Annotated in this window: 16 protein-coding genes and 2 pseudogenes; 7 read left to right on the top strand and 11 right to left on the bottom strand. The window is 72.5% G+C overall.

Annotated features, from left to right (window positions below):
- Positions 1 to 40 precede the first annotated feature (40 nt).
- From IEJ02_RS06180 to IEJ02_RS06170, 3 genes are read right to left on the bottom strand one after another with little or no spacing between them, the layout of a single operon-like run.
- On the bottom strand, positions 41 to 2,191 hold the full coding sequence (locus IEJ02_RS06180; RefSeq protein ID WP_191063760.1) for a xanthine dehydrogenase family protein molybdopterin-binding subunit: 2,151 nt from the start codon (positions 2,189 to 2,191) through the stop codon (positions 41 to 43).
- Positions 2,188 to 3,180 carry an FAD binding domain-containing protein gene (locus IEJ02_RS06175; RefSeq protein WP_191063759.1) on the bottom strand — a complete coding sequence of 331 codons (993 nt, stop codon included), beginning with the start codon at positions 3,178 to 3,180 and terminating at the stop codon, positions 2,188 to 2,190. The genes IEJ02_RS06180 and IEJ02_RS06175 overlap by 4 nt, the downstream gene beginning before the upstream one ends.
- Positions 3,177 to 3,734, bottom strand: a complete 558-nt coding sequence (locus tag IEJ02_RS06170; RefSeq protein ID WP_191063758.1) for a (2Fe-2S)-binding protein — start codon at positions 3,732 to 3,734, stop codon at positions 3,177 to 3,179. Before IEJ02_RS06170 ends, IEJ02_RS06175 begins: the two co-directional genes overlap by 4 nt.
- 251 nt (positions 3,735 to 3,985) lie before the next feature.
- Between IEJ02_RS06170 and IEJ02_RS06165 the strand changes: the two genes are divergently transcribed.
- The 4 genes and pseudogenes from IEJ02_RS06165 (at position 3,986) to IEJ02_RS06155 (ending at position 6,455) form a co-directional block, all read left to right on the top strand.
- Positions 3,986 to 4,597 (top strand): TetR/AcrR family transcriptional regulator, encoded by a 612-nt coding sequence (locus IEJ02_RS06165; RefSeq protein WP_191063757.1) that lies wholly within the window; start codon positions 3,986 to 3,988, stop codon positions 4,595 to 4,597.
- A 357-nt stretch (positions 4,598 to 4,954) separates the two neighbouring features.
- A pseudogene (locus IEJ02_RS48260) lies at positions 4,955 to 5,098 on the top strand (LacI family transcriptional regulator); the annotation flags it as partial.
- A gap of 273 nt (positions 5,099 to 5,371) precedes the next feature.
- Complete coding sequence (locus IEJ02_RS06160) at positions 5,372 to 6,067, top strand: DJ-1/PfpI family protein (RefSeq protein WP_191063756.1); 696 nt, start codon at positions 5,372 to 5,374, stop codon at positions 6,065 to 6,067.
- A 67-nt stretch (positions 6,068 to 6,134) separates the two neighbouring features.
- Complete coding sequence (locus IEJ02_RS06155) at positions 6,135 to 6,455, top strand: hypothetical protein (protein ID WP_191063755.1); 321 nt, start codon at positions 6,135 to 6,137, stop codon at positions 6,453 to 6,455.
- A gap of 18 nt (positions 6,456 to 6,473) precedes the next feature.
- Here the strand turns inward: IEJ02_RS06155 and IEJ02_RS06150 are convergent, their stop codons facing one another.
- From IEJ02_RS06150 to IEJ02_RS06125, 6 genes are read right to left on the bottom strand one after another with little or no spacing between them, the layout of a single operon-like run.
- Positions 6,474 to 7,190, bottom strand: a complete 717-nt coding sequence (locus IEJ02_RS06150) for a sulfite exporter TauE/SafE family protein (protein ID WP_191063754.1) — start codon at positions 7,188 to 7,190, stop codon at positions 6,474 to 6,476.
- Positions 7,187 to 8,302, bottom strand: a complete 1,116-nt coding sequence (locus IEJ02_RS06145) for an ABC transporter ATP-binding protein (RefSeq protein WP_191063753.1) — start codon at positions 8,300 to 8,302, stop codon at positions 7,187 to 7,189. The genes IEJ02_RS06150 and IEJ02_RS06145 overlap by 4 nt, the downstream gene beginning before the upstream one ends.
- Positions 8,295 to 9,308 carry an ABC transporter ATP-binding protein gene (locus tag IEJ02_RS06140; RefSeq protein ID WP_191063752.1) on the bottom strand — a complete coding sequence of 338 codons (1,014 nt, stop codon included), beginning with the start codon at positions 9,306 to 9,308 and terminating at the stop codon, positions 8,295 to 8,297. The genes IEJ02_RS06145 and IEJ02_RS06140 overlap by 8 nt, the downstream gene beginning before the upstream one ends.
- Entirely contained in the window at positions 9,305 to 10,264 is a 960-nt protein-coding gene (locus IEJ02_RS06135; RefSeq protein ID WP_191063751.1) for an ABC transporter permease, read from the bottom strand. The genes IEJ02_RS06140 and IEJ02_RS06135 overlap by 4 nt, the downstream gene beginning before the upstream one ends.
- Before the next feature lie 14 nt (positions 10,265 to 10,278).
- Positions 10,279 to 11,208, bottom strand: a complete 930-nt coding sequence (locus IEJ02_RS06130; protein ID WP_191063750.1) for an ABC transporter permease — start codon at positions 11,206 to 11,208, stop codon at positions 10,279 to 10,281.
- A 1-nt stretch (position 11,209) separates the two neighbouring features.
- On the bottom strand, positions 11,210 to 12,805 hold the full coding sequence (locus IEJ02_RS06125; RefSeq protein WP_191063749.1) for an ABC transporter substrate-binding protein: 1,596 nt from the start codon (positions 12,803 to 12,805) through the stop codon (positions 11,210 to 11,212).
- Positions 12,806 to 13,050: 245 nt separating this feature from the next.
- Between IEJ02_RS06125 and IEJ02_RS06120 the strand changes: the two genes are divergently transcribed.
- Positions 13,051 to 14,100, top strand: a complete 1,050-nt coding sequence (locus IEJ02_RS06120) for a 2-hydroxyacid dehydrogenase (protein WP_223863415.1) — start codon at positions 13,051 to 13,053, stop codon at positions 14,098 to 14,100.
- Positions 14,101 to 14,153: 53 nt separating this feature from the next.
- Here the strand turns inward: IEJ02_RS06120 and IEJ02_RS06115 are convergent, their stop codons facing one another.
- On the bottom strand, positions 14,154 to 14,318 hold the full coding sequence (locus IEJ02_RS06115; protein WP_370466985.1) for an SDR family oxidoreductase: 165 nt from the start codon (positions 14,316 to 14,318) through the stop codon (positions 14,154 to 14,156).
- A gap of 39 nt (positions 14,319 to 14,357) precedes the next feature.
- On the opposite strand from IEJ02_RS06115, the pseudogene IEJ02_RS06110 reads away from it, so the two are divergent.
- Positions 14,358 to 14,504, top strand: a pseudogene (locus tag IEJ02_RS06110) (winged helix-turn-helix transcriptional regulator); the annotation flags it as partial.
- Between the two features lie 92 nt (positions 14,505 to 14,596).
- Entirely contained in the window at positions 14,597 to 15,616 is a 1,020-nt protein-coding gene (locus tag IEJ02_RS06105; RefSeq protein WP_317985731.1) for a D-cysteine desulfhydrase family protein, read from the top strand.
- A 43-nt stretch (positions 15,617 to 15,659) separates the two neighbouring features.
- Here IEJ02_RS06105 and IEJ02_RS06100 read toward each other — a convergent pair whose 3' ends face one another.
- Entirely contained in the window at positions 15,660 to 16,700 is a 1,041-nt protein-coding gene (locus tag IEJ02_RS06100) for a helix-turn-helix transcriptional regulator (RefSeq protein WP_191063748.1), read from the bottom strand.
- Positions 16,701 to 16,709: the final 9 nt, after the last annotated feature.

Raw genomic sequence — 16,709 nt, 5'->3', positions numbered from 1 at the left:
GGGAAGCCTGGCCGGCGCCGAGCACTCGACGGTGAGAGCGTCAGCCCGCGTGGCCGGGCTCCGGCACGTTCGTCCCCGCCGACAGGACCCGGTCCGGGCGGATCGGCAGGTTGCGGTGGCGGACGCCGGTGGCGTGCCACACCGCGTTGGCGATCGCCGCCGCGGCTCCCACGATGCCGACCTCACCCACGCCCTTGATGCCGACCGGGTCGTCCGGGTCCGGGTCGTCCACCCAGTCCGCCTCGACGATCGGCACATCGGCGTTGGCGGCGAAGTGATAGCCCGCGAGGTCGGGGGAGACGAGGCCGCCCGAGGCCCGGTCCCTGGCCGCCTCCTCGTGCAGGGCCATGGAAATGCCCCAGATCATCCCGCCGACGAGCTGGTTGCGCGCGGTCAGCGGGTTGACGATCCGGCCCGCCGCGAAGATGCCGAGCATCCGCCGCACCCGGACCTCTCCGCTGGTGACGTCCACGGCCACCTCGGCGAACTGCGCGCCGAAGGAGTGCCGCTCCTTTTGCGCGAGGGCGCCGATGGCTTCGGTGGTGTCGGAGCGCGCGGTGATCCCCTCGGGCGGGATGTCGCCGCCCAGGGCCAGCCGCTCGCGCAGTTCGCTCACCGCGATCGCCACCGCCCACGCCCAGGAGCGCGTGCCCATCGAGCCACCGGCGAGCATCGCCGGGCCGAGGTCGCTGTCCGCCATGACCACCCGGACCCGCTCCGGATCCACCGCCAGCCCGTCCGCGGCCACCAGGTTGATGGCGGTCCGGGCGCCGGTGCCGATGTCCGCCGCGTTGATGCGCACGGTGAAGGTGCCGTCCGCCTCCGCCGTCACGGCCGCCGTGGACGGCCCGGCCCCGGAGTGGAAGCTGGCCGCCGCCATACCCGTCCCGAGCAGCCACCGCCCCTCGCGGCGCACCCCCGGACGGGGATCCCGGTCCGCCCAGCCGAACCTGCGGGCGCCCTCCTCGTAGCAGGCGACCAGATTGCGGCTGCTGAACGGCAGGCCCGAGATCGGGCCCCGGTCGGGTTCGTTGCGGACGCGCAGCTCGATCGGGTCGATGCCGGACTTCTCGGCGAGTTCGTCCAGCGCGCACTCCAGCGCGAACGAGCCCGGTGCCTCGCCGGGCGCGCGCATGAAGGTCGGGGTCGGCACATCGAGCCGTACGACGCGGTCGCTGGTGTAGTGCGCGTCGGCGTCGTACATCACGCGGCCCACCGAGGCGCTCCGCTCGACGAACTCGTGGACCGTCGATGTGACGCACTCGGACCGGTGGTCGAGCGCCCGCAGCCGCCCCGACTCGTCGGCGCCGAGCCTGACCCGCTGCGCGGTGGGGCTGCGGTAGCCGATGGTGGAGAACATCTGGCGGCGGGTCATGACGACGCGCACCGGGCGCTGGAGGACGGTCGCGGCCATGGCGGCGGCCACCTGGTGCGGGCGGACCGTCTTGGAGCCGAAGCCGCCGCCGACGTGCTCGGACCGCACCCGCACCGACTCCGCGTCGAGGGAGAAGATCTGCGCGAGCTCGGCGGCCACCATCGTGCTGCCCTGGTTGGAGTCGAAGACCTCGAGCCGGCCGCCGTCCCAGTGGGCCGTCGCCGCGTGCGGCTCCATGGGGTTGTGGTGCTCTTCCGGGGTGGTGTACTCGGAGTCCACGACGAACGTGGACGCGGCGAGTTCGGCCTCGACGTCGCCCTTCGTCGCCACCGCCGGCCCGAAGGGCGAATCCGGAGGGGTGTACACATCCGGGTGTCCGGCGGTGAAGCCGATGTCGTGCGGCTCCTGGTCGTACCGGACCACCAGCGCTTCCGCCGCCTCCCTGGCCTGCTCGGGCCGCTCGGCGAGGACCAGCGCCACCGGCCAGCCCATGAAGGGGACGCGGTCGTTCTGGAAGACCCCGACGATCGGGTCGGGCTTCCCGATCATGCCCATGTAGTCCAGGTTGACGCGCGGGGCGTTCTGGTGGTGGATGACCGCGAGGACACCGGGCATGGCGAGGACCGGCTCGGACTCGATCGAGCTGATACGGCCGCGGGCCACGGTGGACAGCACCATCCAGCCGTGGGCGAGGTCGGGCAGGGGGATGTCGCCCGCGTAGCGGGCCGCTCCGGTGACCTTCTCCCGGCCCTCCACGCGGGTGCGCGCGGTGCCGAAGGCGCCCGTCGTCGTGGTGGTTCCGGTCGTCGTGGTCATCGGGCGGCCTCCTCGGTGAGTTCGGTCAGCAGGGCCACGACGAGGTTGCGCATCAGCGGCACCTTGTATCCGTTGTGGGGCAGTGCCGCGGCGGCGGTCAGCTCCGCGTCCGCGGCGGCGGTGAACGCCTCGGCGGTGGCCGGGCCTCCGGTCAGCGCCCGCTCGGCCTCCAGGGCCCGCCACGGCCGGGAGGCGACGGCCCCGAAGGCGAGGCGGACCTCGTGGACGACCCCGTCGCGGACGTCGAGGGCGGCGGCGATCGAGCCGATCGCGAAGGCGTAGGACGCGCGCTCGCGGACCTTGCGGTAGCGGGAGTGGGCGGCCACCGGGGCCGGGGGCAGGGTGACACCGGTGATCAGCGCGCCGGACGGCAGCGCGGTCTCCAGGTGCGGGGTGTCGCCCACGGGCAGATAGAAGTCCGCGAGCGGCAACTCGCCGGGCCCGTCGGCGGTTTCGTACCGTACGACGGCGTCGAAGGCGGCGAGCGCGACCCCCATGTCCGAGGGGTGGGTGGCCACGCAGTGCTCGGAGGCGCCGAGGATCGCGTGGTTGTGGTGCTCACCCTCGATGGCCGGGCAACCGCTGCCGGGGAGGCGCTTGTTGCAGGGCCCGGCCACATCGGTGAAGTAGCCGCAGCGGGTGCGCTGCAGGAGGTTGCCGCCGACGGTGGCCATGTTGCGCAGCTGCCCGGACGCACCGGCCAGGACGGCCTGGGCGAGGGCCGGGTAGCGGCGCCGCACCTCGGGGTGGGCGGCGAGATCGCTGTTGGTGACGGTGGCCCCGATGCGCACGTCCCCGTCCGGCGTCACCTCGACGTGGTCCAGGGGCAGTTCGCGCACGTCGACCAGGCGTCCCGGCCGCTCGACGCCGGTCTTCATCAGATCGACCAGATTGGTGCCGCCGCCGAGGAAACGCGCGTCGGGGTCCGCGCCGAGCACGGAGACCGCCTCGGAGACCTCGAGAACCCGCTGGTAGCCGAACTCCTTCATGCGAGGGCCTCCTCGGTCCCGGCCGTGCGCGCCTCGGCCGCCCGCGCGACCGCCTGGACGATCGACACATAGGCGCCGCAGCGGCACAGGTTGCCGCTCATCCGCTCCCGGATCTCGTCCGGGGTGAGGGGCGGGGGCCCCGCTTCGGGGCGGACGTCGGCGGTGGCGGCGCTCGGCCAGCCCGCCGCGTGCTCCTCGATCACGGCGAGGGCGGAACAGATCTGTCCCGGGGTGCAGTAACCGCACTGGTAGCCGTCGAGGTCGAGGAATGCCTGCTGCACCGGGTGCAGCTCGTCGCCCTCGGCCACGCCTTCGATCGTGGTGACCTCACGGCCCTCGGCCGCCACCGCGAGCTGGAGACAGGAGACGGCCCGGCGGCCGTCGATCAGCACCGTGCAGGCACCGCACTGACCCTGGTCGCAGCCCTTCTTGGTGCCGGTGAGATCGAGCTGCTCCCGCAGGGCGTCGAGCAGGGTGGTGCGGTGGTCGACGGGCAGCGTGTGTTTCTCGCCGTTGATGGTCAGCGTGATGACGCTGGACGTCGATGGGGCCATGATCAGCCTTCTTTCGCGGGTGTGGGGCGCGTTGAAGTCGTCCGATGGAGGGGCCCGGGGCCTGGGCAGGAAGTCCCGGGGACATGAAATACGAGACAATGCCGGTCGGCGCTCGGTTTCGGCCATCCACACTGGCCGTTTCAGCCGGTAAGGTGGACCTAAGCGGACAGCTGTCCGCTGTGCATGAAACTTAGCGGACAGCTGTCCGGTGAGCAAGGTCGGCGCTACGGCGAGGTCCGGAAGGAGGACGAGTGCGGGCAGAGAAGGACGCGCGTCTGCGCTCGGACGCGGCTGCGAACCGCGAGCGCATCCTGGAAGTGGCGCTGGCGGAGCTGACGCGCTCGGCGGACGTCCCGCTGAGCACCATCGCGAAGAAGGCGGGCGTCGGGCAGGGCACGCTGTACCGTAACTTCCCCAGCCGCGAGGCCCTCGTTCTGGAGATCTACCGCCACGAGCTGCGGCAGGTGGCCGACACCGCGGCCGAGCTGTTGCGTACCCGCGCGCCGGATCAGGCGCTGCGGGAGTGGATGGGGCACCTCGCCCGGTTCGCCATGGCCAAGGCCGGGCTCGGCGACGCGCTGCACAAGGCCACCAGCGCATCCTGCGGCCAGGAGAAACCGGGCCACGGCCAGATGACCGAGGCCGTGGCGCTCCTGCTGCGGGCCAACGAGGAGGTCGGCACCATCCGCCCGGGCGTCACCACCGACGACTTCCTGCTTGCCATCGCCGGCCTGTGGCAGATCGGCCTCGACGAGAACGGGCAGGCGCGCGCCCGACGGCTTCTGGACCTGGTCATGGACGGGCTGCGCGCGGGCGCGCCCGGAACGGCCGGGCCGGGGACGGCGGCCGGCCCGGCGGGCTGAGCCGGCCGGAGGCCACCGCCCGCCGACGGGCGGTGGCACTCCGTGGCGCGGGTCGTCCCGGGAGCGCGGGCTGTCTCGCGGACCAGCCCGGGACCGGAAGCGCGGTGCGCGGCCGGGGCGTCCGCGAGCCGATGACCCTGAAGCTCATCCGCCACTCCTCGTGTGCCATGTGGCAGCGGGCGGATCCGGTGGCGCCGCCGGGGAAGGCCAGGTCCGCGTCCAGCCACTCGTCCACCTCCGGCGCGCCGTGCCATGCGCCGCCCCGGGCGGTGACCAGGCGCGGGGGACCACCGGGGCCGCTCCACGGCGTCGGCACCGGGGTGGTCGCCGGGCTCGGTGGTCCGCTCGAGCAGGGTGCGGAGGGTGCGCGAGAGTACCAGCCGGGAGGTCCATCAGGCGATCAAGGACCTGGACCGGCAGCGCACCCAGGTCCGCATCGGCGGCCGCACCTTCATGATCGACATCGTGATACGGGCGCCGGAGCGCTTCTCCTCGGCGGTATGCGGGCCCACGGAGCCCTGCCCGACGAAGGCCCCTCCCTGCCCTCGCCCATCCAGGTCGTCACGCCGTACAACATGCCGCCCGACGCGGCCTGAGACGCCTGATCGCGGCACCCCCGGGCACCCGCCGACACCCTCCGGGCACCCGTCGGCCCGCTTGGCGAGAACCCGTTGAACCATGTCACTCCTGCCACTGGGAGCCGTTTCCGCCCTCGCCTAGCGTCGGAACAGGGCCAGACGGACTGGCCATCGCCGCATGTGAGGGAACGTTTTCATGCTCGCCCAGATCGTCCTGTTCGACGGCTTCGACCTCCTCGATGTGCTCGCCCCCTACGAGGTGCTGCACGCCGGTGGCATGGCCGCCGGAGGAGCGCTGCGCGCGGAGCTGGTGTCCGCCGAGGGGCCGCGCGAGGTGGTGAGCGGGGTCGGCGGCGTACCGCTGCGCGCCACGGCCGCGCTGGATCCCGCGAGGGCGGACCTGGTGGTGGTTCCCGGTGCGGCCGGCCGTGTCGGGGAGCCGGGCGAGGTCCCCGACCACGACGCGGACGCGGACGCGGGCGAGTGGCGGGAGGACGGGCTCATCCCCGTCCTGCTGGGCCGCACCCTGAACACCGGGCTGCCGGGGCTGCTGAAGGCCGCCATGGACCGCCCGGAGGTGACCGTCGCCACGGTGTGCGGCGGCTCGCTCGTGCTGGCCATGGCCGGTCTGCTGGAGGGCCGCTACGCCACCACCCACCACATGGGCCTGGACATGCTGGATGCCACCGGCGTCAACGCCGTCAGGGCCCGGGTCGTCGACGACGGCGACCTCGTCACCGGCGCCGGCGTCACCTCCGGGCTCGATCTGGGCCTGTACCTGCTGGAGCGCGAGGTGGGGCCGCGGATCGCGCACGCCGTCGAGGAACTGTTCGCCTACGAGCGCCGTGGCACCCCCTGGCGCCACCACGGGCCGTCGCCCGTCGCCCCGTGACCACACCGCCCCAGCCCGATCCGCCCCTCACCGCAGGCTCCGTCCCACCGTAAGGAAGCACACCACCATGTCCGTTGAAGGCACCTGGGATCTGTCCATCTCCACCCCCATCGGCCGGATCAAGGCCGTGATCGAACTCCGCGACGAGGACGGCACCCTGACCGGTACGGCCCACGGTGCGGGAGAGGAGGTCCCGCTGGCCGATGTAGCGCTCGACGGTGACCAGCTCATCTGGCGTCAGGCCATCACCAAGCCGATGCGACTGAACCTCGCGTTCACGATGACCGTCGACGGCGAGACGATGACCGGCACCTCCAAGGCCGGGCGGCTGCCCGCCTCCAAGGTCACCGGACAGCGCCGCGCCGTCCCCGTGGCGGCGGAGGGCTGACCCGGTTCCCTGGTGGGCTCAGACGAACTGCTGGACCACCAGCACGGTCGCGCTCGCCACCGCGAGCACCATGGCGACGGCCCTGGTGCGCCGCAGGTCCAGCCGGCTCGACAGCGGGCGGGCCAGCAGCACCCCGATCGCCGCGGCCGGGGCCAGCAGGGCGGTGTGCCACAGGCTGTACGTGTGCACCGCCCCCGTCGCCGCCAGGGTGGCCAGGCTCATCACCGAACCCGCCAGGAAGAACCCGCTCATCGTGGCGCGCAGCCGCGGTCCGCTCAGCCGCTGCCAGACCATGGCCATCGGCGGCCCTCCGATGGCGGTCGCCGTGCCCATCAGCCCCGACATCAGACCGGCCAGCAGCACCGACCGCCGCCGCGGTGTGGGCACGAAGCCGCGCAGGCTCACCGCCACGCCCGTGAGGACGACGGCGGCCACGAGGAGAGCGAGGTACCGGGCGGGCAGCAGGGCCACCAGCGCCGCGCCGCCCAGCACCCCCGGCACCCGGCCGACCAGCGCCCACCCCGCGCCCCGCAGGTCCAGGTGGCCGCCCTCCAGCACCAGCACCGCGGCCGTGACCCCGGTGGCGAGCAGCAGGACCACCACCGGGGTGAGCGACGGGTCGAATATCGCGATCACCGGGGCGGCCAGCAGGCCGAGCCCGAAGCCGATGGCGACCTGGAGCAGCGCCCCGACCGCCACCGTGACGAAGAGCAGGGTGAACTCCGGCGGGCTCATGCTTCCGTCGGTCCGGCATCCAGCGGGAATTCCGTCGGCCCGGCGTCCAGCGGGAATTCCGTCGGTCCGGCGTCCAGCGGGAAGTGGCACAGGCCCTCGTGCGGCTCCCGCCCGGTGTCCGCCGTGCCGTCGCGGATCACGACAGGAGGCGCGAGCTCGGCGCACCGGGCCTCGCTCTTCCAGCAGCGGGTGCGGAACCGGCATCCCGACGGGATGTCGTACGGGGAGGGGATCTCCCCGCGCAACGGGATCTCGTCGTCCTGGGCCGCACCGGAGACATCGAGGGTGGGCGCGGCGGACATCAGGGCGGCCGTATAGGGATGGACGGGCCGGTCGAAGACGTCCTCGGTGGGACCGTGTTCGATGACCTTGCCCAGGTACATCACCGTCACCCGGTCGGAGACATGCCTGACCACGGAGAGGTCATGGGAGATGAAGACGTAGGAGACACCGAGCCGTTCCCGCAACTCGGAGAGCACATTGAGCACTTGGGCCTGCACCGACAGGTCCAGCGCGGACACCGGCTCGTCGCACACGATGAGGTCGGGGTCGAGCGCCAGCGCGCGTGCGATGCCGATGCGCTGCCGCTGCCCGCCGGAGAACTCGTTCGGGTAGCGGTGGGCGTCGCTCTCCCGCAGCCCGACGAGCGACAGCAGCTCACGGACCCGCCGCTCCCGCGCCTGTGCCGTGGGCACGATGTCGCGGTGGGTGCGCCACGGCTCGCCGATGAGGTCGGCCGCGGACATCCGGGCGTTGAGCGAGGCGAAGGGGTCCTGGAACACCATCTGCACCCGGCGCCGCCAGGCGAGCAGTTCCTTGCCCTTGAGGGTGAACGGATCGGTGCCGTCGAAGCGCACGGTGCCCGAGTCCGGCCGCTCAAGACCGAGCACCACCCTGGCCAGGGTCGACTTGCCACATCCGGACTCGCCCACCAGCCCGAGCGTCCGCCCGCGCTCGACCCGCACATCGACGCCGTCGAGCGCGGTCAGGCGCCGGCGGCCATGGCCGAACGACTTGGTCACGCCGCGGACTTCGAGCAGGGGAGGGGAAGTGGCCTCGCCATCGGCCCGCGGGTCGGCGGCGGTGGCGTCGGTGAGGGGCGTCTCAGGCACGGTCGAGCTCCTCGGAGAAGTGGCAGGCGGCCGAACGCGAGGCCCCGACGGACATCGGACGGGGCCGCTCCTGGGCGCAGCGCTCCTGGGCCAGCGGACATCTGGCCTGGAAGACACAGCCGGACGGGACCGCACTGAGCTCGGGCGGGCTCCCCGGTACGGCGGGCAACGGGCGGCCCCTGACGGCGTGTTCGGGGACCGAGTCGAGCAGCCCCTTGGTGTAGGGGTGGCGGGGGCGGGAGAACACCTCCGCCACCGGGCCGGTCTCCACCACGTTGCCCGCGTACATCACCACGACATCGTCCGCGCGCTGGGCCACCACCGCCAGATCGTGGGTGATCAGCACCAGCGCCATCTCCCGCTCGGTCTGCAGATCCCGCAGCAGCCGCATGATCTGCGCCTGCACGGTGACATCCAGCGCGGTCGTGGGCTCGTCGGCGATGAGCACATCGGGGTCCAGCGCGACGGCCATCGCGATCAGCAGCCGCTGGCGCATACCGCCGGAGAACTGATGCGGATACGCGCGGGCCCGCAGCCGGGGCTCGGGGATGCCGACGCGGGTCATCAGCTCGACCGCCTTCTCCCGGGCGTCGCGGCGCGACATCCCGCGATGGATGCGGAACGGCTCGGCGAGCTGCCTGCCGACCGGCTGTACGGGATTGAGCGCGGTCAGCGCGTCCTGGAAGACGATCGACAGCACGGGACCGGCGAGCCTTCTGCGCCCCGCCCGGCCCAGCCGCAGCACATCGGTGCCGGACACCTTCACGGATCCGCCCGTCACCTCGGCCGTCGGGTCGAGTAGCCCGACGATGGACAGCGCGGTCATCGACTTCCCGCAGCCGGACTCGCCCAGCAGCGCCAGCGTGCGCCCCTTGCGCACCTGGAAGCCGACACCGTTCACCGCCCGGACGGTGCCCGAGGGGGTGCTCAAGTCGACACAGAGCCCTTCGACGTCGAGCGCGGGGAGGCCGCTCCCGGCGGGCGCGGGCAGGGTGGAGGGGGTCACGCGATCATCTCCGAGGGAACAGCGGCCCGGTTGCCGCGCCGCTTCCTGGGCAACGTCAGACGCCAGCGCTGGGCCGGGTCGGTGGCCAGGCGGACCCAGGCGGCGAGCACCGTGGCCGACACCGTGGTGAGCACGATCGCCACACCCGGCAGTACGGCGATCCACCAGGCCGTCTGGAGGTACTGGCGCCCTTGCGCCACCATCAGCCCCCAGCTCACATCGGGGGGCTGGATGCCGATGCCGAGGAAGCTCAAGGACGACTCGGTCAGCATGACGAAACAGAAGTCGAGCGTGGCCACGGTCAGCAGCGTCGGCAGCGCGATCGGCAGAATGTGCCGGTAGATGATGTTCCGGCTCGGTGTGCCGAAGGTCCGGGCCGCGTCCACGAACAGACGGCTCCTCAGCTCGGCCGACTCCGCGCGGGCGGTGCGCAGATAGACCGGGACGCGCGCGATGGCGAGGATCAGCACGATGTTCATCGCGCTGGGCGCGAAGACATACAGCACGACCACCGCGATCAGCAGGGACGGGAAGCTGAGGATGACATCGGCGACCCGCATCGCGACGTTCTCGCGCATGCCCCCGTGGTAGCCGGCCCACAGCCCCAGCGCCGAGCCGATCAGCAGCGAGCACAGCACCGCGGGCACCGCCACGGACAGCGTCGTCCCGGCGGCGTCCACCAGCCGGGCCAGCACGCTGCGGCCGAGCACATCCGTGCCGAGCAGTCCGTAGAAGCCGTGGTCGAGGGAGGGCGGGCGCAGCGAGGCGCGCAGATCCTGCCGTACGGCCCGGTCCCCGATGAACAGCCGGCCGAACAGCGCGACCAGGAACACCCCGGCGAGGATGACGGCCGCGACGGCCGCGGCCCGGTCCCGGCCGAGCAGCAGCCACCAGCGCGGCGGACGGGCGCGCGACGGGGCGGTCTCCCCAGCGGGACGGTCGGCCGGGTCGGTCATGGTGGCTCCTTCGCTCACGCCGGCACCGCCTGGCGCACTCGGGGGTCGATCAGGGCGTGGCAGACGTCCACGAGGATGTTCAGCGCGAAGATTGTCACCGCCGTGAGCAGGACGGCGGCCTGCAACACCGCGAAGTCGCGCTGGAGAATCGAGTCGATCATGAGCTTGCCGATCCCGGGCCAGCCGAAGATCGTCTCCACCACCACCGCGCCGTTGACCAGACCGACGGTGAGATCCCCGGCGACGGTCAGCACGGGCGTGACGGAGTTGCGCAGCGCGTGCCCGAACACCACGCGCTTGGGGTCGGCTCCCTTGCTGCGCGCGACCTTCACATACGGCGCCGACAGCGCGCCGACCATGCTGCCGCGGACCACCTGCACCAGCACCCCGAACGGGCGGATCAGCAGGGTGGCGATGGGCAGCACCCAGATCTCCGGGCCGCCCAGGGTGCCGGAGGTCGGCAGCCAGTCGAGACCCACGCCGAAGACCAGCACCCCCACGATCGCGAACCAGAAGTCGGGGATGCTGGCCGCCGTCATCGACAGCAGACCGGCGATCCGGTCGATGAGCGAGTTGGGCCGGTACGCGGCGAGGCTTCCGACCAGCAGCGCCCCGAGGATCGCCAGGAGCATCGTCATCCCGGCCAGTTGGAGCGTGACGGGAAACGCCTTGAGCACCATCGAACCGGCCGACTCCCCGGTGCGCAGCGACGTCCCGAAGTCGAGTCGGGCGGCCTGGGTGAGGTAGTCCCACAGCTGCGCCGGGATGGAGTCGTCGAAGCCGTGGGCGGCGGAGAACTCGGCGCGTTGCTGTGGCGTGGCGCTCAGCGGGAGGTAGAGATCGACGGGATTCCCGGTCAGCCGGGCCAGGCAGAACACGCCCAGCACCACGAACACCAGGGGGATCGCGCTGGAGATGACGCGCTTGCGCAGGAAGGACGTCATCTCAGCGCCTCCCCGGCTTCGCGGGGCCGACCTCGGCCAGCCGCATCTCGTCCCCGGTGGCGGAATCCGGCCGGTACCGCACCTTCGGAGACAGCCCCAGCAGCCCGCGCATATGGGCCAGATAGGCGTACTGCACGACCGTGTCGTTCTGGTACTCGATCACCTCGGCGAACGCCTTCTCGCGGGCCTTGCCGGACAGCGCGTCCGCCGCGGCGACGCGCCGGTCGAGCTCCTTGGTGCCGAAGGTGGACTGCGGGCCGTCGCTCACCAGGTACTGACTGGTGGTGAACGCCGCGTCCCCGGCCTGGTTGCCGTGCATGATCAGCAGCGCCACCGGCCCGACGTCACGGGGCAGCGGACGCAGCTGGTACTGGAGGTGGGTGGCGGTGTCCGCCATGCGAATCCTCACGTTCAGCCCCACCCGTGCCATCTCGTACTGGAGGGCCTCGGCCACTTCCGAGATCCCGGCGAACATGCCGTTGCGCGCCACGAGGGTGATCTGCCGGTGCACCGGGACGCCGTCGGCGGCGGCCTGTTTCACCAGCGCGCGGGCGGCGGCCACCCGGTACGGGACGGGGGCGAGCTCGTCGTTGTGGCCCACCACACCGGGCGGGACGAGTTGGGCGGCGGGCTTGGCCAGTCCGCCGAGGAGCGCGTCGATGATGCCCTTGCGGTCGACGGCCATGCCGATCGCCTTGCGCACCCGGATGTCGTCGAGCGGCGCCTCACGGCCGTCCAGGCGCAGGGCGGTGGTCTCGTTGTTGGGGTAGGCCACGGTGTTGCCCTTGTCGGCGCTGGTGTGGTCCAGCGCCGTCGCGATATCGGCCTCACCCTTGTCGATCATCGCGGCGCGGACGCTGGCGTCACTGCGCCAGACATACCGGGCCCGGGGGTAGGCGGGCGCCTTCCCCCAGTAGTTCTCGTTGCGGGCGAGCGAGATGGAGACACCGGTCTGCCAGGACTTGACGGCGTAGGGGCCGGTCCCGATCGGTATCCGCACCTTGGCCTCGGTGCTGGTGGTACGCGGCACGATCTCGACGAAGCTGAGCCGCAGGGGGAGGATGGGGTCGGTCTTCTCGGTGGTGACGGTCAGCCGGGTCGGGCTGACGGCGCGTACGTCGAGCTTCTCGTCGCCGAAGACGTAGCCGTCCACGTTGCAGGCGAGATCGGAGTTGACGGCGCGGTCGATGGAGAAGGCGGCGTCCTTCGCCGTGAACGGCTGCCCGTTCTGGAAGGTCACACCGGGGCGCATGTCGAAGGTCCATGTCGTGGGCTTCGTCTGCCGCCACCCGGTCGCCAGCAGCGGATCCAGCTTCCCCGAGGTGGGGTCGCGTTCCACCAGCGGCTCGGTGATGTTGGAGCGGACGACGACACCGGTCGCGGTCAGCGATGACTCGCAGGGTTCCAGTGTCGGGGGCTCCTGGGTGAGGACCACCCGCAGGGTGCGGCCGTCCGCGCTTCCGGCGTCACCCGCCGCGTCACTGTTCGCCACGGCGCACGCGCTGGTCAGCAGCAGCGTGCCGGTTGTGAGAAGGGCGAGAACTGTATGGGCCCGGCCCCGTTCCCGGTGCGGGCCGGAGGGTACGGAGGACTTCATCGTCGGCGTATCTCCGAGGGTGCTGGCGGGTTGCCGCCCGAGAACGACAGTCGACATGGCTGTCTACACTTACGTACCCGGTCTGCATTTGTGGACGCCGAAGCTAAACCGGAGGTGCCTGGACGTCAAGGGATCTGACAACAGGCGCAGGTGGGGCGGTCCCTGGCCGAGGCCTCCCGATCATTGACAGCCTCATAGACCTCATGCACAAATGAAGACGGCGCCTATATATGAGGACGGTGGTCATGGCCGGCACGGCTGTCCCCGGTGGTGACCGGGGGATGCGCATCATGCTCAACCACCGGATCCTGAGCAGGTTCGGCGAGCGGCTGAGGGCACGGACCGAGGACCGGCACGAGTGGCTGGACGTCTGCGACTGGGACGCGGCACGGATCGCCGACGCCATCGCCTCCGTCGATGTGTACGTGGGCTCACAGCTCGGTGAGGACCACGCGCGCCGGGCCCGGCGCCTCCGCCTCGTCCATGTCGTCGGCGCGGGCTACGACGGCATCCCCCTGGAGGCGCTGGGGCCCGATGTGACCGTGGCGAACACCTTTCACCACGGCGCGTCGATCGCCGAACACGTCCTGATGTGCGTGCTGATGCTGTCCCGGCGGGTGCTCGCCGCCGACCGGGAGCTGCGGGCCGGGCGGTGGCGGAACGTGGCCGTCGATGCCACGCTCCCCTTCGGGGACACCCTGCGGGGCCGCCGGGTCGGCGTCATCGGCTTTGGCGAGACGGGGCGGGAGATCGGCCGGCTGTGCCAGGCGGTCGGCCTGGGGGTACGGGCCGTGCGCCGCGATCCATCGGCCCCGCTGCCGGACGGTCTGCGCCCCGACTGGGTGGGTGGCACGGACCGGCTCCCGGAACTGCTGGCCGACTCCGACATCGTCGTGGTGACCGTTCCGCTGAGCCCCGCGACCCGCGGACTGATCGGCCCCGCCGAACTCGCCGCGATGGGTCCGCGGTCCCTCCTGGTCAATGTCGCCCGTGGCCCGGTCGTGCGGGAGGAGGCGCTGTACGAGGCGCTGTCGGCGGGCACCATCGCCGGAGCCGCCCTCGATGTGTGGTGGGCCGGGCCACCCCACGCGCCGAGCCGTCTTCCGTTCCACACGCTGCCCAATGTGGTGATGACACCGCACAACTCGGGACACACGGAGGAGACGTTCGCCGCCCGGGCCACGGATATCGCGGCGAATATCGACCGCTTGGAGGCGGGGAGGCCGCTCAGCAATGTGGTGCGCGCCGGTCGGGTGAGCGCGGTGCCCGGCGGCACCGCGGTGGAGAGCGCCTGACGCGGCTCGACGCTCCTCAGAGGGCGGGTACGGTACGCCGCCTTGGCGGCGGCTTAGGCCGGCGTGCCGTTCCACAGCCGCATCCGCCGCTGGATCGAGGAGACACGGACCACCGCGCCCCCGCCCCGTTCGATCATGCCCGGGATCAGGGCGCGGTCCAGGCGGACGGCGCCGAGCAGATGGTGGTTGAGCTCCTGCTGCCAGATCTCCTCGGACATCGCCTCGAAGCCACCGGCGGGCGCGGCCGAGCCGCCGAGCACCAGACCAACCCGGTGCGCCATGAGTACGTGCTGACCGAGCGCGGCCGTTCGCTGCGGCCGGTGGTCGTCGCGCTGGCCGTCTGGGGCAATCGGCACCTCGCCCCGGAGGAGCGCGCCATGATCCTGGTCGACGGCCCCGGTGGGTGATGTGCCGCGTCGGCGCTTACGTTGTCCGTGTCGGGCCAACGGCCGTTTCTCCCACCCGGACATCCCTCAGCGCAGCGAAGGCGGCGATCGTGTCAGAAGAGCCTCAGGACACCACGCGGAGTCAGGACATCACCCGGGCCGAGTTGATGAGTCGGCCCACACCGCTGGAGCCCGCGCCACGCCTGGCCCGTGCCATCGGGCTGGAGCCCGATGACCTGTGGGTCAAACGTGACGATCTGATCGGCCTGGGCGGCGGGGGCAACAAGGTCCGCAAGTTGGAGTGGACGGCCGGGGCCGCCCGCGCCGAGGGCGCCACCACGCTGGTGACCAGCGGGGCCGCGCAGAGCAACCACGCCCGACTGACGGCCGCGGCGGGGGCCCGGCTGGGCATGGACGTGGTCCTCGTCCTCGCCGGTGCGCCGAGCGAGGGGATGACCGGCAACATCGCGCTCGACGGTCTCTTCGGCGCCCGTGTCGTATGGGCGGGCGAGGTGAGCGAGGCGGAACTCGCGGCGGCCGTCGACGACGTGGCCCGGGACCTGCGCGAGCGGGGCGCCCGGCCCGCGGTGATCCCCTTCGGCGGCTCCAGCGCGCTGGGCGCCCTGGGCTATGTCGCGGCGGGGGCCGAACTCCTGGTGCAGGACCCGGACCTGACCACGGTGGTGGTGGCGGTCGGATCGGGGGGCACCATGGCCGGGCTCGTCCACGCCCTCGGGGCCGAGCGGGTGCTCGGGGTGCACTGCGGAGCCGTCGCCGACCCCGAGCACACCGTCCGCCACCTGGTCGAGGGGCTGGCCGGACAGCCCGCGGCCACCTCCCTGCGGCTGCGCCTGGACCAGGTCGGGCCCGGCTACTCCGCGCTCACCGAACCGGCCATGGACGCCATCACCACGGCGGCACGCACCGAAGGCATCGTCCTCGACCCCGTCTACACCGGCCGTGCCCTGGCCGGTCTCATCGCCGCCGTCCACGACGGTCAGGTGCGCCCCGGGCAGCGCACGGTCTTCGTGCACACGGGCGGACTGCCGGGCCTGTTCGGGCACGGCGAGACACTGGAGCGGGCGCGCTCCGCCGTGGCCGACACCGCCGTACGGTGGCCTCGCCGCTGAGCGTCGCACCGGCCCGATCCCGGAGTGCTGGAACGATCCGGTGTCACTCCGCGCGGGGCTCCGCCCCCTCCGTGGCATCGGCGACCGCCTCGGCACACGTGGCGAGTCGGCCGGCCAGGGCGCGCACATGGTCGCGCAGGGCCTCCGGACGCTCGATCACGAACGGGAGGTCCAGCCAGGCGAGTACGGAGGGCACCCACTCCAGCCGCTCGGCCCGCAGTTCGACCCGCACCCACGCGCTGCCCTCTCCCTCCCCGGAGGCGGTGTCCCGCACAGGGTCGGCCGGGAGTTCCCGCACGGTGGCGAGTCCGGGCGGGAGCCGGTGGCGGACCTGCTCGACGGTGCCCCGGACCCGGAGCGACACCTCGTGCGGATACGGCACCCCGGCCAGCCCGGACAGTACCCGCGCGGCCGGGTCGAACCCCTCGGGCACATCGAACGACCCCGGTAGCACCGAGGCCGTCTCGATCCGGTCCAGCCGGAACGTGCGCACCTCGCCACTGGCCGAGTCCGCCCCCGTCACGTACCAGCGCCCGGAGTGCGCGACGACCCCGTACGGATGCACGGTGCGTTCGCTGCGCCGCCCCTTCCAGGCGGTGTAGCCGATGGCGACGGGCCGGCGGTCCCGCGCGGCCTCCGCGAGCACCAGCAGCACGCTCGTCTCCGGGATGGCCATGGGGCGGGCCGGGGCGGTGAAGTCGGCCGTCGCCAGCAGCGCGTCCAGCCGACGGCCGAGCGCCTCGGGCAGCACCCGGCGCACCTTGGCGGCGGCGCTCTCCGCCGCCGCGACGGACGTGGTCACCAGCCCGGCCCGGCGGCCGGCGACCAGCCCGAGCAATACGGCCAGCGCCTCCTCGTCGGTGAGCATCAGCGGCGGCATCCGGTAGCCGGGCGCGAGCCGGTAGCCGCCGTAGCGGCCGCGCACCGACCGGACCGGGACGTCCAGGTCGATCAGGTGGCCGACATAGCGGCGGACGGTGCGCTCGTCCACGCCGAGCCGGGCGGCCAGATCGGCGACGGTACGGGTGCCACCGGCCTGGAGGATCTCCAGCAGCGCGAGCACCCGGGCGGTCGGTCGGTTCATGCCGCTCAA

The sequence above is a fragment of the Streptomyces sp. 5-10 genome, assembly GCF_014712245.1.
Lineage (GTDB): Bacteria > Actinomycetota > Actinomycetes > Streptomycetales > Streptomycetaceae > Streptomyces > Streptomyces violaceusniger.
The sequence above is the reverse complement of the archived record's forward strand: the minus strand, read 5'-3'. Positions and strand labels throughout refer to the sequence as shown.